The 16143-nt window shown below is 70.1% G+C and carries 13 protein-coding genes; 4 read left to right on the plus strand and 9 right to left on the minus strand.

Annotated features, from left to right (window positions below):
- Nucleotides 1-7: 7 nt before the first annotated feature.
- The 9 genes from VPH61_RS06635 to VPH61_RS06675 all read right to left on the minus strand — a co-directional run bounded on the left by VPH61_RS06635 (nt 8) and on the right by VPH61_RS06675 (nt 9311).
- A complete protein-coding gene (locus VPH61_RS06635; RefSeq protein WP_332062717.1) occupies nt 8-376 on the minus strand; it encodes a YrdB family protein in 369 nt (122 codons plus the stop codon).
- A 23-nt stretch (nt 377-399) separates the two neighbouring features.
- Entirely contained in the window at nt 400-1281 is an 882-nt protein-coding gene (purU, locus tag VPH61_RS06640; RefSeq protein WP_332062718.1) for a formyltetrahydrofolate deformylase, read from the minus strand.
- Between the two features lie 35 nt (nt 1282-1316).
- Nucleotides 1317-3176 (minus strand): sigma-70 family RNA polymerase sigma factor, encoded by a 1860-nt coding sequence (locus VPH61_RS06645; protein WP_332062719.1) that lies wholly within the window; start codon nt 3174-3176, stop codon nt 1317-1319.
- A 481-nt stretch (nt 3177-3657) separates the two neighbouring features.
- Nucleotides 3658-4818 (minus strand): N-acetylglucosamine-6-phosphate deacetylase, encoded by a 1161-nt coding sequence (locus tag VPH61_RS06650; protein WP_332062720.1) that lies wholly within the window; start codon nt 4816-4818, stop codon nt 3658-3660.
- Nucleotides 4819-5604, minus strand: coding sequence for a DeoR/GlpR family DNA-binding transcription regulator (locus tag VPH61_RS06655; RefSeq protein ID WP_332062721.1), 786 nt, complete (start codon nt 5602-5604; stop codon nt 4819-4821). It abuts the gene before it with no gap.
- Nucleotides 5601-6449 (minus strand): class II fructose-bisphosphate aldolase, encoded by an 849-nt coding sequence (locus VPH61_RS06660; RefSeq protein WP_332062722.1) that lies wholly within the window; start codon nt 6447-6449, stop codon nt 5601-5603. Before VPH61_RS06660 ends, VPH61_RS06655 begins: the two co-directional genes overlap by 4 nt.
- Entirely contained in the window at nt 6446-7447 is a 1002-nt protein-coding gene (locus VPH61_RS06665; protein WP_332062723.1) for a 1-phosphofructokinase family hexose kinase, read from the minus strand. Before VPH61_RS06665 ends, VPH61_RS06660 begins: the two co-directional genes overlap by 4 nt.
- Complete coding sequence (locus VPH61_RS06670; RefSeq protein WP_332062724.1) at nt 7444-8418, minus strand: ROK family protein; 975 nt, start codon at nt 8416-8418, stop codon at nt 7444-7446. Before VPH61_RS06670 ends, VPH61_RS06665 begins: the two co-directional genes overlap by 4 nt.
- Complete coding sequence (locus tag VPH61_RS06675; protein ID WP_332062725.1) at nt 8418-9311, minus strand: SIS domain-containing protein; 894 nt, start codon at nt 9309-9311, stop codon at nt 8418-8420. Before VPH61_RS06675 ends, VPH61_RS06670 begins: the two co-directional genes overlap by 1 nt.
- 214 nt (nt 9312-9525) lie before the next feature.
- On the opposite strand from VPH61_RS06675, the gene VPH61_RS06680 reads away from it, so the two are divergent.
- The 4 genes from VPH61_RS06680 (at nt 9526) to VPH61_RS06695 (ending at nt 16142) form a co-directional block, all read left to right on the plus strand.
- Entirely contained in the window at nt 9526-12435 is a 2910-nt protein-coding gene (locus VPH61_RS06680; protein ID WP_332062726.1) for a family 20 glycosylhydrolase, read from the plus strand.
- A 60-nt stretch (nt 12436-12495) separates the two neighbouring features.
- A complete protein-coding gene (locus tag VPH61_RS06685; RefSeq protein ID WP_332062727.1) occupies nt 12496-13632 on the plus strand; it encodes an ROK family transcriptional regulator in 1137 nt (378 codons plus the stop codon).
- A 217-nt stretch (nt 13633-13849) separates the two neighbouring features.
- Nucleotides 13850-15097 (plus strand): extracellular solute-binding protein, encoded by a 1248-nt coding sequence (locus VPH61_RS06690; protein ID WP_332062728.1) that lies wholly within the window; start codon nt 13850-13852, stop codon nt 15095-15097.
- A 58-nt stretch (nt 15098-15155) separates the two neighbouring features.
- Nucleotides 15156-16142 (plus strand): carbohydrate ABC transporter permease, encoded by a 987-nt coding sequence (locus tag VPH61_RS06695; RefSeq protein WP_332062729.1) that lies wholly within the window; start codon nt 15156-15158, stop codon nt 16140-16142.
- Nucleotide 16143: the final 1 nt, after the last annotated feature.

A 16143-nucleotide genomic window follows, 5' to 3' on the forward strand; every position in this document is an offset into this window, starting at 1 on the left:
CGGCGGGTCAGCCCGCGAGTTCCTTGCGGCCGTTGATGATGCCGCTCACCGCGGCGACCACGGCGAAGACGACGGCGACGACGGGCTGACCGAGGGTCCACCAGCCGATCGCAGCGGCCGAGAAGACGGCGATCTCGACGATCGCCTTGCCGAACGCGTCGACGCGAACGACCGCCTTCGGTGAGACGAACAGCGCCCACGCGAGGATCGCGAGCAGCGGAGCACCGATGCCGACGAGCACACCCGGCCACGGCAGCGGGAACGCCAGGAAGCCCCAGACGCCGAGCGAGACGAACGCGAAGAGTTCGAGGAAGAACCGCAGGATGTCGTTCGGCCCGATCTTCGGCTGCTGCTCGTGCTGTTTCGCGTCGCTCACAACCCTCAAGCTTACCGGCGACCTCAGCGGAAGATGATCGTGCGCACCCCGTCGAGCAGTACCCGGCGCTCGGCGAACCACTTGACCGCCTGGCTGAGCGTGCGGCTCTCCTCGTCCTGACCGATCGCGACGAGCTCGCCGGGGCTGCGGGAGTGGTCGACGCGCACGACGTTCTGCTCGATGATCGGACCCTCGTCGAGGTCGCTCGTCACGAAGTGCGCGGTCGCGCCGATGAGCTTCACGCCGCGCGAGTGGGCCTGACGGTAGGGGTTCGCTCCCTTGAACCCGGGCAGGAAGGAGTGATGGATGTTGATGCAGCGGCCCTCGAGCGCGGCGCACAGCTCGGGGGAGAGGATCTGCATGTACCTGGCGAGCACCACGAGCTCGATGTCGTGCTCGTCGACCGCGTCGAGCACGCGTCGTTCGAAAGCCGCCTTCGACGCGGCATCCGTCACCGCGAGGGATTCGAACGGCACGCCGTAGAAGTCGACGAGGTCGCGCAGGGTGCCGTGATTCGAGAGCACGATCGGGATCTCGACGGGCAGTTGCCCCGCGCGCTGGCGGAAGAGCAGGTCGTTGACGCAGTGCCCAGCGGTCGAGGCGAGCACGAGGGTGCGGAGCGGCCGGCCGACCTCGTCGAGGTGCCATTGCATGTTCCACCGCTCGGTGACCGGGGCCAGCGCAGCCTCGAACTCGTCGCGCCCGGCCGAGGACTCGACCTGCAGGCGCATGAAGAAGTTGCCGGTGTCGAGGCTCGCGAACTGCTGGCTCTCGGTGATGTTGCCGCGTGCCGCGACGATCGCTCCGCTGATCGCGTGCACGATGCCGGGGCCGTCGGTGCAACTGAGCGTGACGACCCAGTGGTACAGGTGTTCGGGGGTCGCGCCTGGGACGTGCTCGGTCATCCCGCCAGACTAGCGGGGTCGACGGTGAGGTCGTGTCAGTCGAGCACCGCCGGGGCCGACGGCCCCGTGCGACCGTCATCGGAGAGGTACCGCACGGTGAACTGGACGTTCTGCTCCGCGGTGTACCGACCGTCCAACGTCAGGCTGCCATCGCCGCCGAGCACCTCCGTGCGGCGTTCGAGGCCATCGCCGAGTACTTGGACGGTTGCCCAGGGCGCACCCGTGAACGAGACGCGCCACAACCCGCCGAGGCCGTTTGCGACGAGCTTCAACCGCATCGTGGGGCTTGAGAGCGTGACCTCGATCGGCGCGCTCGGCGCGGAGGAATTGTTGGCGCGGTCGGTCTGCGTCACGGTGAGCAGGTGCGCGCCGGCCGGAAGGCCCGAGTACTCGAGGCTCCAATTGCCGGCCTCGTCGGCGGTCGCGTCGGGCGTCGACGGCACCGAGGCCGACGCGGCGACGCGCGCGGCCCCGTTCGACGTCACGAAGATGCTCGCACCGGGTTCCGCCGTGCCGGAGAGTCGCGGGTCGACGAGGCCGTTCGCCGTGTCGACGACGTCGACCACGGGGGGAAGCGCCTCCGTGTCGACGGGCTCGGGCCCGGGATCGGGCGTGGGGGTCGGCGTGGGGCTCGGAGTCGGGACCGGCGGCGCAGCTGGAACCGGCGCGGAGTCCGGCTCGACGGCGGGGGCCTCGGCGTCGTCCTGCGGCTCCGTGGAATCAGGGGTGCGCTCGACGACGGGCAGGGGCGGGACCGCGTCGGGCGGGATCGCGGCCGGGGCCTCGTCGATCGAGCTCTCGTCGGAATCGGACGGCGGCGCCGCCGCGACGACCTGCGGCGCGGACTCGGCCGGAGCCACGATGCCCGGCACGATGATGACGGCCGCGACGGCGGCAGCGGCGACGAGTGCGCCGGCGCCGACTCCGACCACCACCCCGCTGCCGCCCGCTGCGCCGATGCCGGACGCAGAAGCCGCGCCGCTCGCGGCACCCGCACTGCCCGCCCCGCCCGCGGTGGAGCCGGCCGCACCGGATGCGCCGGTGGCTGCGCCGTGGCCGATGACGGCGGCGGGCATGGCAGCGCCCATGGCGATCTCGGCCACCGGGGCACCCTGCGACAGCCAGGCGGAGTAGGCCGTGGCGCCGCCGATGCCCGCCGTGAGCGGCAGCAGCACGAGCGCGAGCCGTGAGCCGACCTCGCGCGCCTCCGCGGCGACGATCGTGCACCGGGCGCAGTCGTCGAGGTGCGCTTCGAGGCGGGTCGTCTCACGGGGACGGAGCTTGCCCCGCGTGTACGTGCCGAGCCGGTCGATGCTCCACTGGCACTCGGGCGCGTTGGCGGGGTTGCGCAGGTGCACGCGGATCCACGACTGGCGCAGGCCCTCTCGTGCACGGTAGGCGAGGGCCGCCGTGCTGTTGGCGCTCATGCCGAGCAGCGGTGCGATCTGCTGCGGGGTCATGTTCTCGACCTCGGAGTACCAGAGCACCTCCTGCCAGCGCGTCGGCAGGGCGCGGAAGGCCTGCGCCGTGGCACTGCGGTCGAGCGCGTCGAGCGTGGCTGACTCGCTCGTCGACGGGTCTTCGAAGGACTCCAGCGTCTCGAGCGTCGTCTCGTGGTTCGCACGGCCCCAGCCGGCTGCGGTGTTGCGGATCGTCGTGAAGAGGTACGGCCGGAAGGCGCCCGTCGGGCCGCCGCCCGAGAGGATCGCGCTGTAGATCTTGGTGAAGGACTCGGCGACGAGATCGTCGGGATCGAGCGAGCTGTACGAACGCGCCACGGTGCGCGCCGAGGCCGCGTGCCGCTCCCACAGCTCGGCGTACGCCGAGCCGTCGCCCTTGCGGGTGCGCTCGATGAGCGCGGCGTCGGCCGATCGGTCGGTGCGCAGCGGCGGCACGACGGGCTCCTTCGGGTAACGGGTAGAGGTGCGCTGGAAGCGGTTCTACCTGAGGTTGCGTCGCAACGGGAATCATGACGCGTGAGATTCGGGTGCCCCTATTCCAGCAGAAATCGCTGGGAAACGGGTGCGGAAGAAATTCTCCGGATCTCGCGTCATAGATCCGCCGATTCGACGTCTCTCAGGTGGAAGGCATTCAACCGCCTTCTGAACGACCGCCGTCTCAGGCGACCCGAACTCCCGAGACGGATGCCGGCCACCCAGCCGGCGGGTGGGCGGAGTGCATCGGGGGAAACGATGCGCTCCGCTCGAACGGGCGAGGGTCTCGGAGGCGAAGGGGAACACGCCTCCGGGCCCCGTCTCGTCCGTCGACACGGCGCGCATGTCGAGACCCGTCTCGTCCGTGGACACGGCTCGCATGTCGAGACCCGTCTCGTCCGCGCGTGTCGGGACCAGTCTCGTCCGCTGTACAGCGGCGGGGTCAGGCCAGGCGCACGCCCGCGCCCCACACGGCGTCCACGCCGAGCTCGGCATCGAGCAGCACCGCATCGGCCGCGAACCCCGCGTCGAGGCGGCCGAGGTCGCCTGCGCGGCCGATCGCCGCGGCCGGCGTCACGGTGAGCGCTCCGACGGCCTCGTCGAGCGGGATGCCGCTGTCGAAGACCGCGCGGCGCAGCGCGTCGTCCTGCGTGAGGGTCGAGCCGGCGATGGATCCGCCCTCACGGAGGCGCGCGACGCCGTCGGTGACGACGACCTCGAGCGAGCCCAGTACGTAGATGCCGTCGGCGGAACCCGTCGCAGCCATCGCGTCGGTGACGAGTGCGACCCGGCCCGGTGCGCCGGCGAAGGCGAGCTTCACGACATCAGGGTGCACGTGCACCCCGTCGTTGATGACCTCGAGCGTGACGTGGTCGGCGTGCATCGCCGCCGTCACCGGGCCAGGAGCACGATGGTGGATGCCCCGCATGCCGTTGAACGCGTGCGTCAGGATCGACGCGCCGGCGTCGAAGGCCGCGAGGGCCGTGTCGAAGTCGGCGCCCGTGTGGCCGACGGCGACGCGCACGTCGGCCGCGACGAAGCGGGCGATCGCCTCGAGTGCGCCGTCGTGCTCGGGTGCGATCGTGATCTGCCGCAGCGTACCGGCGGCGGCTTCGAGCAGCAGTTCGACGGATGCCTCGTCGGCACCTCGCAGGAGGCCCGGGTCGTGCGCTCCGCGGAACTCTTCGTCGAGGAACGGCCCCTCGAGGTGGGCGCCGAGCACGCGCGGGTCGCGCTGCGAGAACCGCGCGATCGTCGCGAGGTCGCGCGCGAGGCGGTCGACCGATGCCGTGACGAGGGAGAGCACGGTTCTGGTCGTGCCGTGGGCGTTGTGCACCGCGAGCACCGTCTCGATCGCGGTGTCGCCCTCGTCGACCGCAGCGCCGCCGGCCCCGTGGCAGTGGATGTCGATGAATCCTGGGGTGAGGAAGCGCCCCGCGGCATCCGTCACCGTCGCCGATTCGGACGCGGCTCCCTCGCGCCATCCGTCGCCGATGCCCCGTGCGGTCACCCGGTCGCCGTCGAATCGCACCCAAGCGTCGGTGACGGTGTCGGCGCCGCTCACGAGACGCGCGGAATGGATGATGACGGGCGGTGTGCTCACCTAAGCAACGATAACGTCGTAGCCCGCGTCGGACAGCCGTTCGAGCTGCTCCGCTGTGGCCCCGGCGTCGGTGATGACGGTCGAGAAGAGGCGCCTCGGCCCGATCGCCGCGAACGCACGCTTGTCGATCTTCGACGAGTCGGCCACGAGCACCGCCTGCGTCGCCCGCGCGGCCATGAGCGCGTTGACCGAGGCCTCGCGCTCGTCGTGCGAGGTCGGCCCGACCACGGGGTCGATGCCGTTGACGCCGATGAACGCGAGGTCGAGCGTGATGCTGCCGAGCACCGCATCGGTGTACGCGCCGACGAGCTCGTACGAGCGGGCGTGCACGACCCCGCCCGTCACGACCGTCTTGATCTGCGGGCGCATCGCGAGCTGCATCGCGATGTTGATCGCGTTGGTGACGACCGTGAGGCTCGGGTCGGGTGCCGGTTCCATGATGTCGGCGCGCGACATGAGGGCGTCGGCGATCGCGGTCGACGTCGTGCCGCCGCACAGGCCGATGACGGCGCCGCGCGGCACGAGCGCGCTCGCCGCGAGGGCGATCGCCGCCTTCGCGTCGGGGTTCTGCTGGTTCTTGTACCGGATCGGCAGGTCGTAGGCGACCGAGTGGGCGACCGCCCCGCCGCGGGTGCGCGTCAGCAGTTGCTGGCGGGCGAGGGCGTCGAGGTCTCGACGGGCCGTCGCAGGCGACACCTCGAGGCGTTCGACGATCTGGTCGACGTCGACCTGACCGCCCTCGGCGAGGAGATCGAGCACAGCGCTCAGACGTTCCGCACGATTCATCCGTTGGGGTCCTTCCCGGCGAAGAGGCGGAGGAGGCGCGCCGCCTCGGCTTCGATGGCGTCTCGTCCGGCGGCGAGATACTTTCGCGAGTCTACGACGCTCGGATGCTCGTCGAGGTATCTGCGGATCGCGCCGGTGAACTGGGCGTTGAGATGGGTCGAGACGTTGATCTTCACGAGGCCGGCGCGGATGCCGGCGACGATCGTCTCGTCGGGCACGCCCGACGAACCGTGCAGCACGAGCGGCACGGGCACCGCGGCCCGGAGGCGTGCGATGAGTTCCAGGTCGAGCGACGCGTTCCGCTCGGTCATCGCGTGCGAGGAGCCGACGGCGACGGCGAGGGCGTCGACCCCGGTCTGCGCGACGAACTGCGCGGCCTCGGCGGGGTCGGTGCGAACACCGGGAGCGTGGGCGCCGTCCTTGCCGCCGATCTCGCCGAGCTCGGCCTCGACGAGCACGCCGGTGGTCGCGGCGTGCGCCACTACCCTGCGCGTCGTCTCGACGTTGTCGGCGAAGTCGAGCTTGGCGCCGTCGTACATGACCGAGCCGAAGCCGTGGTCGATCGCGCGCAGCGCGAGTTCGGCGTCCTCGGCGTGATCGAGGTGCACGGCGACGGCCGCGGTCGAGGCCTCGGCCACCGCGAGCGTCGCGCGAGCGATCGGCTCGAAGCCGCCGTGGTAGCGGATCGCGTTCTCGGAGACCTGCAGGATCACGGGGAGACCAGTGGACTCGGCGGCACGCACCAGGGCCTCCGCGGTCTCGAGGTGCAGCACGTTGAACGCGCCGACGGCGCGTCCTGACGCGACGGCGTCGGTGAGGATGGCGCGGGTGGGGGTGAGGGTCATGCGCTCGCTTCCGGGTCGGAGGGTTGGGCGTCTGCGTCGGCACTGCCGGTGTCGGTCGTGGCCACGACGACCTCGAGTTCGAGGGCGGCGTGTTCTGGCGAGAGGTCGCCCGCGAGCGGCATGAGCACCGCCGACGCCGACCAGGCGGTCGCCCGGCGAGTCAGGCGTGCGCGCGCATCGGCGGCGGCCGGGGTGTCGGCGTGGAGGTCGGGCGTCTCGGCGAGTGCCGCCGCGATCGCGGCGACCGCGGCGTCGCCCGCGCCGGTCGCGTTGCCGTGCAGCACGCGGGGGAGACGGGCGCGGATGCCGGCGGCATCCGCTGTCTGGACCATGAGGCCCTCTGAACCGAGGGAGGCGACGACCATGCGCGCGCCGAGCTCGAGCAGCGCCTGGGCTCCGGCAGCGGGGTCGTCGAGGCCGGTCTCTGCGCGGAGTTCTTCAGCGTTCGGCTTCAGGGCGGAGACACCGGCGCGAGCGGCGGCGAGCATGCCGGGCCCGCTCGTGTCGACGATCACGGGCACACCCGCGTCGACGAGCGAACCGACGAGGGCGCCGAGCTCATCGGCACCGAACCCCTCGGGCAGGCTCCCGCAGATCGCGACCGCATCGGCGCTGCGCCCGAGTTCGAGTGCGCTCGCCGTGAGTGCGGCGATCTCGTCGGGCGCGAGCGAGGCCCCGCGCTCGTTCAGCACGCTCGTATCGCCGCTCGCCTCGTCGACGAGGGCGATGCTGCGTCTCGTCGTGCCGGTCACGGGAATCAGGCGGTGCGGGATGCCGCTCGCCGCGAGCTCGGCGGCGAACTCGGCACCGACCGCGCCCCCTGCCGTCGTGAGCGCGAGCACGTCATGACCCTCGCCGTGCAGCACCCGAGCGACGTTCAGTCCCTTGCCGCCAGCCCGCGCGGCGCCGGCGTCGACCCGGTGCGTTTCACCCGGTTGCAGGCGATCGACGTGCCAGGTGAGGTCGAGCGCCGGGTTCGGGGTCACGGTGAGGATCACGCGGCACCGCCGCCCTGCCGCGCGACGGCGAGGTCACGGGCCGCGAGCGCCGTGCCGAGGAGGCCCGCATCGTCGCCGAGTTCGGCGTGCACGAGCGCGGGTCGACGGTGGAAGCTGAGCAGGGCGTCGAGGCGCGCCCCGAGCGGACCGAAGAGTGCCGGGCCCGCCTGGGCGAGCCCGCCGCCGATCACCACGGCCTCGGGAGCGAGGGTCGCCACGAGCCGCGCGATCGCCTCCGCGAGCGCCTCGACCGCGTCGTCCCACACCCGCCGGGCGAGCGGGTCGCCCGCGGTGGCGGCATCGAGCACCTCGCGTGCACCGTTGACGGGCCTGCCCGACGCCGCCGAGTAGCGACGGGCGATGGCGCCGGCCGACGCGATCGTCTCGAGGCATCCGATCGCACCGCACGGGCAGCGTTCACCGAGCGGGTCGGCGAGCGAATGGCCGATCTCGCCCGCGAAGCCGCCGCCCGCGTAGGGGTGGCCGTCGAGCACGAGCGCGCTCGCGATGCCGGTGCCGATCGCGAGCACGACGACATCGCCGTAGCCACGGGCCGCGCCGAGCCGGTGCTCGGCATCGCCGGCGGCGCGCACGTCGTGGCCGAACGCGACCGGCACGCCGAGGGCGCTCTCGGCGAGCGAGCGGATCGGGGCGTCGCGCCAGCCGAGGTTCGACGCGAACATGCCGACGCCCGTCACCTCGTCGACGAGCCCGGGCACGCTGACGCCCGCGGCGACCGGAACGACGCCCGGTGCCGCCGCGAGGTGTTCGCGTGCGAGCACCGCGAGCGACGCCACGATGGTGCCGGCCGCATCGGCGGAGCCGAGCGGCGTCGGCGTGCGGCGCAGGCCGAGCACCCGCCCCGACGCGTCGACGAGCGCCGACTTCGTGTCGGTGCCGCCGACGTCGAAGGCGAGCACCGCGCCGCCGGGCCCGAGGAGGGCCCCGTCGGGGGAGGGGCGCCCGGTCATCACGCGTCGAGGATGACGGAGCGGGTGAGGTTGCGCGGGGCGTCGGGGTCGAGGCCCTTCGCGCGGGCACGGGCGAGTGAGACCCGCTGGGCGCGCACGAGCTCGGCCATCGGGTCGAGCGTGCCCGCCTCGAAGTGGGCGCCGGTCGCGGCGACGTCGCCGGCGAGGCCCTCGGGCGTCTCGCCGAACTGCCAGGTGACCCGGCCGGGGGCCGCGATCGCGATCGGTCCGTGGCGGTACTCCATCGACGGGTACGACTCGGTCCACGACTGCGAGGCCTCGCGCATCTTGAGGGCGGCCTCGTGGGCGAGCCCGACCGACCAGCCGCGACCGAGGAAGGTGTACTGCTCGGCGTCCGTCAGTTCAGGTGAGAGGTCTTCGGCCACCGCGCGCTCGGCGTCGGCGATCGCACCGCTCAGGTCTTCGCCGAGCGATGCGCGGAAGAGTGCGAGCGCGGTCGTCGCGAACCGGGTCTGCACGACCGACTGCTCGTCGGCGAACGGCAGCAGCACGGCCTCGTCGACCAGGCCGACGAGCGGCGAGGATGCGTCGCCGATGACGCCGACGGTGCGCACGCGCCCGCGCAGGCCCTCGACGAGCTGGAGCACCTCGGTGGTCGTGCCCGAGCGGGTGAGGGCGACGACGGCGTCGTAGCCGCGATCGACGAAGGCCTCGGATGCCGCGAAGGCATCGGTCTCACCGTGACCGCCGGCTTCGCGCAGCCACGCGTACGACTGCGCGATGAACCACGAGGTGCCGCACCCCACGACCGCGATACGTGCGCCGCGAGCGGGGAGGATCGCCTGCTCGGCCGTGAGCGACGCTGCCGTCGCCCAAGTCTGGGGCTGGGAGGCGAGCTCCGACGCCATGTGTTCGATTCGGCCCGCGATCATCGTTCCTCCGTTTAGCTCCGTCTTGATTGCATTTGATCATAACCAGAATATTCGATCAATGTGATGATCATTTGAATGGTTGCTGTCCGACGAGATAAATCATTGACCAAAAGTTAGTTTGTATGGTGTACTAACAAACCGCGGGTGCCCGATGCAGTTCTCCCGGCGCCGTTCACCTGCGTTATTCGTCGAATCAGGACCCAAGGAGGAGTTCGTGAACGTGCACCAACGCTCGACTGCTCGCACGGCCGGCCTGGCCGCCCTGCTCTCGCTCGCCCTGGCAGTTCCATTTCTGGCCGTCCACGGCGCTGCGGCCGCCGAAGACCCGAGCCCGCCGCGCGACGTCGCGCTCGACGGCATCGCCGTGGCCGCGAGCGAGTTCCCCGACCCGGCACGGTTCGCCGCGGCGTTCGCCAACGACGGCGACCCATCGACCAGATGGGGCTCCGATTACACGCACGGCGACGAGGAGCCGTCATACCCGCACAGCGACCACGATCCGACGAATGACTGGATCACCATCGAGCTCGCTGACCCCACCGAGATCGCCCGGGTCACGTTCAACTGGCAGGACGCGTACGCGCGTCGCTACGACGTCCAGGTGTCGACCGACGGTGCCGCGTGGACGACGGTCGCCGCCATCGAGGACGGGCGCGCCGGCATCCGAGAAATCGACGTCGACGTCGATGGGCCGGTCTCGTTCGTGAGGATGCAGGGCCGGCAGGCATCGCCCTGGGGCTACTCCCTCTTCTCATTCGAGGTGTGGGACCGCGTCGACGAGGAGCCCGCGCCCGATCCGACCGAGTGGGAGTACGGCACCGATGTCGCACGATTGGCCGACGCCACGGCCGCGTCGGTCTACACCGGCAACCCGGGCCGCTTCGCCGCCGCGAACGCGGTCGACGGCGATGCCGGAACGCGATGGGGCAGCGACTACCCGCGCGATGGCGTGGCGGAACCGCCGGCGAGCTCGCACGACCCCTCGGCCGACTGGCTCCAGGTGGGGTTGCCCGAACCGTCCCCGGTCTGGAGCGTCGTGATCAACTGGGAGACCGCGCGACCGGCGGAGTACCTCGTGCAGACCTCGACCGACGGCCTCACCTGGTCGACGGTGAAGGAGCAGGCCGGAGTCGCCCCCGGGCGCATCGAGCACGTCCTCGGACTGAAGACTCCCGTCTCGTTCGTGCGCATGCAAGGCGTCGCGCCCGCCACGGTCTTCGGCTATTCGATCTGGGACTTCGAGGTGTGGTCGGGTCCGAAGGCGCCTCCGGCGCCCGGTGGTGTGGTGCTGCCCGCGCCCGTCACTCTGACCGAGCTCGACGGCGAGCCGTTCGAGATCCGGCCGAGCACCCGTATCGTGGCATCCGACCGTGCCGCCGCGGCCGAAGCCGAGAAGCTCGCGGCCGACCTGCGTCCAGCGACCGGTTACGAGCTTCCCATCACGACGAAGAAGGCGCGCGACGGCGACATCTCGCTCGTCCTTGCGGACGACGCGGGCCCACGTGATTCGGAGCTCGCCCGGGCCGAGGGGTACGAGCTCGCCGCGACATCCGACGGGCTCACCATCGAGGCGAGCGCCGCGCACGGCCTGTTCAACGGCGGGCGCACGCTGCTCCAGTTGCTGCCGGCCGAGATCGCCGGCGACGTGGTGCGTCCGGGTCCGTGGACGATCGAGCCGACCGAGATCGTCGACTACCCGCGCTACGAGCACCGCGGCGTCATGCTCGACCCCGCGCGCAACTTCATCGAGATCGACGGCGTGCGCGACATCATCGACGCGTTGGCGCAAATGAAGGGCAACCGCCTGCACATGCACCTCACCGACGACCAGGGATGGCGCATCGAGATCGAGTCCTGGCCACGGCTGGCCGAGATCGGCGGCGCCATGTCCATGCCCGGAGGCGCGACCGGCTTCTACACCCAGGAGCAGTTCGCGGATCTGGTCGAGTATGCCGCCGACCGCCACGTGGAGGTGATTCCCGAGGTCGACCTCCCGGGTCATTCGAGCGCCGCGATCGCCGCGTACCCCGAACTCTCCTGCGGGTCGACCAACACCGTGTGCACCACGTCGGAAACCGTCGACCGCTTCATCAACGACGTGCTCGCCGAGGTCGGTGCACTGACGCCGTCAGAGCTCTTCCACATCGGTGGCGACGAGTCGATCTCGGGACAGCCCTACATCGACTTCATCAAGAAGCTCGAGGGATTCGTGATGGATCACGACAAGCGGATGGTGGGCTGGACGCCACTGCCGATGGCCGACCTTGATCCGAGCTCCGTGCACCAGTACTGGCGCGACCAGAGCTTCGAGATGGAGCCGTGGTGGTTCGACAACGAGAATCAGGTCATCCTCTCGCCGACCGCCCGCGCGTACCTCGACTACCCGTATCCCTCGTTCAACACCCGGACGACCTACGACTGGGATCCCACGCACGTGGTCGATGACTACCTGTCGCTCAGCCTGCAGTCGTTCGGCCTGAAGGACGAGAACGTGATCGGTATCGAGGGTCCGGCCTGGGGTGAGAACAATCACGGCGGTGCGCCCGACGTCGAGCACAAGGTCTTCCCGAGGATCGCGGCACTCCTCGACCTGGCATGGTCGCCCAGGGAGCGCACGGGAGACCCCGACTCGTTCTTCCAGCGGCTCGCGATCCAGGGCCCGCGCTGGCAGTTCGCGGGAACGAACTTCTGGCCCGACCCCGAGGTCGCATGGACCTCGGCGGCGGCGGGTAGTGCCTTCAGCGGCCGAGACTCCCAAGAGGTCGGGAGCGACGGCGCGCCGGACACCGGAGCGACCGAGAGTCCCGGGCACGCAGGGCGTACGCTGACCGTCGACGGCTCGGTGGCGACGATCGCCTCTCCGACCTGTGCGGTCGGATCGCTCACCGCGACGATCGACTGGGGGGATGGAACCGTCTCCGAAGGCGTGCTCAGCGGGAGCGATGCCGCAGGCAAGCTCGGGAACTCCCTCTTCGAGGTGATCGGCACGCACCGGTACAGCCAGCACCAGGGGGTGCGCGCCTGGAACGGGGCCGTCACCGTCAGCGGTCCGGACGGATGCTCCTGGGAGGTTCCGATCCGTGTTTCGATCACGAATGGCCGTCTGGCAACCGACCGCTTGTAAGGCGATCCATCGGTGGGCGGAGCAACCTCTGCCCACCGATGGCCAGCCGGGATGAGGACCATGACGACGATGAACCAGCAGGGCGCGCTCCGCACGACGGGGAAGGTGCTCCCAGAGCATGCGCGCGGCCACAACCGGTCGCTCGTGCTGCAGATGCTCTATCGCAACGGGGGGCAGTCGCGGGCCGACCTCGCCCGAGCCTCCGCCCTGACCAAGGTGACCGTCTCGGACCTCGTCGCCGAGATGCTCGCGGAGGGACTCGTCGTCGAGACCAGGCAGCGCACCTCCAAGGGGCCGGGCAAACCGGCGGTCGAACTCGACATCGCGCGTGACCGCTGGCAGGTGATCGCCATCGACCTCTCCGACTCGGAGGTGTTCGAAGGGGCGGTGCTCGACCTCGACGGCGGGGTGATGGATCGCGTGTCGGCGCCCAGGAATGGGGCGACGGGTCCGCTCGCGCTCGAGACCGCGTTCGCGCTCGTCGACGAGCTTCGCACACGGGCCACTGCGCCGGTGCTCGGCATCGGCGTCGGCTCACCGGGCGTCGTGGATCTCGATGGGGTCGTGCTCTCCGCACCCAACCTCGACTGGATGAACGTACCGATGCGAGCGGCGCTGACCGAGCGCACCGGACTCCCGGTCCATGTCGCCAACGATGCCAACGCCGCGAGCCTCGCAGAGCACAGCTTCGGCGGGGCGACCCATGACCTGCTCCTCCTCAAGGTTGGCCACGGCGTCGGCGCGGCGGTGCTCGCGAACGGGCGGCTGGTGCACGGCAGGCGGTTCGCGGCCGGAGAGATCGGTCATGTCGTCGTCAGCACCGGCGCCGGTCCGCTTTGCGCGTGCGGCCGTTCGGGTTGCCTGGAAGCCTGGCTCGCGGTGCCTCGACTGGAGGAACGGCTGGCCGAGACATGCGGAGCGGACGCGGCCGATGAGGTGCTGCGTGAGACGGGGCGCCGCCTCGGCTACGCGCTCGCCCCAGTGGTGGGCGCCCTGGGACTGACCGACGTGATCGTCAGCGGGCCGGCGCACCTGCTCGATGGCGTGCTCCTCGACGCGGCACGTGAGGCGCTCGAGAGCCGGCTGCTGCCCGACTTCTTCGACGGACTCGATCTCAGGCTCACCGAGCAGGGGCCGGACATCGTGCTCCGGGGGGCACTCGTACTGGTGCTCACCGGCGTGCTCGGTATCTCGTGACGTGGGATTTGTAAGGGCGGATAACGAATTGAGCACTTCACTTGACGCCGCGGCGAGGACGCGACAAGATTCCTGCAAGCCGATGACGCATAGTGATCGTTAACTGGTAATAACACTCAATAAAGTTCAAACTCGGCCCAGGGCGACAATGACGCGAACTGGACCAACCGTCCCGAATTTGGGCGGAGCACGCAACACCGAGAAGTGAGGAAACACAGTGAGAAAGACACATCGCATCGGAGCGGCTGTCGCCATCGCGGCAAGCGCAACGCTCGCACTCGCATCCTGCGGCTTCGGCGGCGGTTCGGGCGACGACGACGCCGGTGGGAAGACCACCCTCGACCTGCTCGTCCCGAGCTATTCCGACAACACCCAGGGCCTCTGGGAAGACGTCATCGAGGGGTTCGAAGCCGAGAACACCGACATCGACGTCAAGCTCGAAGTGGCGTCGTGGGACAACCTCGAGAGCCTCATCGCCACGAAGATCCAGGGCGGCGAGGCACCCGACATCTACAACGGCGGCCCCTTCGCCGGCTTCGCGGCCGACGAGCTGCTCTACCCGGCCGAAGACGTCGTCTCGCCCGAGACGTTCAGCGACTTCCAGGACTCGTTCATCGCGAACGCCGAGGTCGACGGCACGGCGTACGCCCTGCCGCTGATCGCCTCGGCCCGTGCGCTGTTCGTGAACAACGCGCTGCTCGAGCAGGCCGGCGTCACGGCGCCCCCCACCAACTGGGACGAGCTGCTCGACTCCGCCACGAAGGTCTCCGCCCTCGGCGGCGGCATCGCCGGCTACGGCATGCCGCTCGGTTCCGAAGAGGCGCAGGCCGAGGCGGCCGTGTGGCTCTGGGGCGGCGGCGGCACGTTCGGCGACGCGACCGAGATCACGGTCGACGACCCGGCGAACCTGCCCGGTGCCGAGCAGATCAAGAAGATGATCGACGCGGGCGCCACGCAGGCCGACCCGGGTTCGACCGACCGTTCGCCGCTCATGGACATCTTCATCCAGGGCAAGATCGGCATGCAGGTCGGCCTCCCGCCGACCGTCGGCCAGATCGAGGAGAACAACCCCGAGCTCGACTACTCGATCGTCCCGATCCCCACGCAGGACGGCAGCCCCATGACAGTCGGCGTCATGGACCAGCTGATGGCCTTCGAGAACGACGGCGACAAGCAGGACGCGATCACCAAGTTCCTCGATTACTACTACACCTCCGACGTGTACGTGCCGTGGGTGCAGGCCGAGGGCTTCCTCCCGGTCACGAAGTCGGGTGCTGAGGCGCTCTCGGGTGAAGAGGCGCTCGCTCCGTTCCTCGAGGTGCTGCCCGACGCGCAGTTCTACCCGAGCACCAACCCGCAGTGGTCGGCGACGGATGGCGCGTTCAAGGCGCTCTTCGGCCAGCTTCAGACGAAGCCGGCGCAAGACGTGCTGACCGAGATCCAGGCGCAGGCCGACGCGGGCTGATCCCGCACCGACCAGCAGTTCGTTCGCACTACCCGGAGGGATCGGTGACCACCGAACCATGAGCACCACATCCGATGCGTCACCGATCCAGGCGGGGGCGGCCGACGGCCGCCCCCGCCCCGGGCGCGGAACACCCTCGAAGGGCGACGCCGGCGCGTCGCGCTCCAAGGGCCGCGACCTGCTCCACGCACTGCCCTGGATCGGGCCCGCCCTCATCCTCATCTTCGGCGTCGTGCTGTTCCCGGCCGTCGTCATGTTCTACAACTCGACCCGCGACATCTCCCAGAGCGGCATCGACAAGGGGTCTGTCGGCTTCGACAACTACATCGAGGTCTTCAACTTCCCCTACTTCTGGCCGATCTTCGGCCGCACGATCGTCTGGGTCGTCGTCGTCGTGGCCGCGACGGTCATCATCTCGCTCGGCCTCGCGCAGATCCTCAACAAGGCATTCCCGGGGCGGCGCATCGTGCGCCTCGCGGTGATCATCCCCTGGGCGGCATCCGTCGTCATGACGACGATGGTTGTCTACTACGGCCTCGAGCCGTACTTCGGCATCATCAACAAGTTCCTCGTCGACATCGGCCTCGTCGACACACCAGAGGGCTACGGCTGGACCCGCAACCCAGAGACCGCGTTCGCGTGGTCGATCGTCGTCGCCATCTTCGTGTCGCTGCCGTTCACGACGTACACGATCCTCGCCGGACTCCAGACGGTGCCCGGCGAGGTGCTCGAGGCCGCCAAGATGGACGGCGCGGGGCCCGTGCGCACCTACTGGGGCGTCGTGCTGCCGCAGCTGCGCAGCGCCCTCGCCGTCGCGGTGCTCATCAACATCATCAACGTCTTCAACTCGCTGCCGATCCTGAAGGTGATGACCGGGTCGATCCCCGGCTACGACGCCGACACGATCATGACGATGATCTTCAAGTACATCCAGAACCAGCACAAGGTCGATGTCGCCAGCGCCCTCTCGGTCGTCGCGTTCGTCATCGTCATCGTGATCGTCGCCATCTACGTGCGCGTGGTCAAGCCCATGAAGGAGGTCTGAT

The sequence above is a fragment of the Agromyces sp. CCNWLW203 genome (assembly GCF_036576125.1).
In the GTDB taxonomy this organism is placed as follows: Bacteria; Actinomycetota; Actinomycetes; order Actinomycetales; family Microbacteriaceae; genus Agromyces.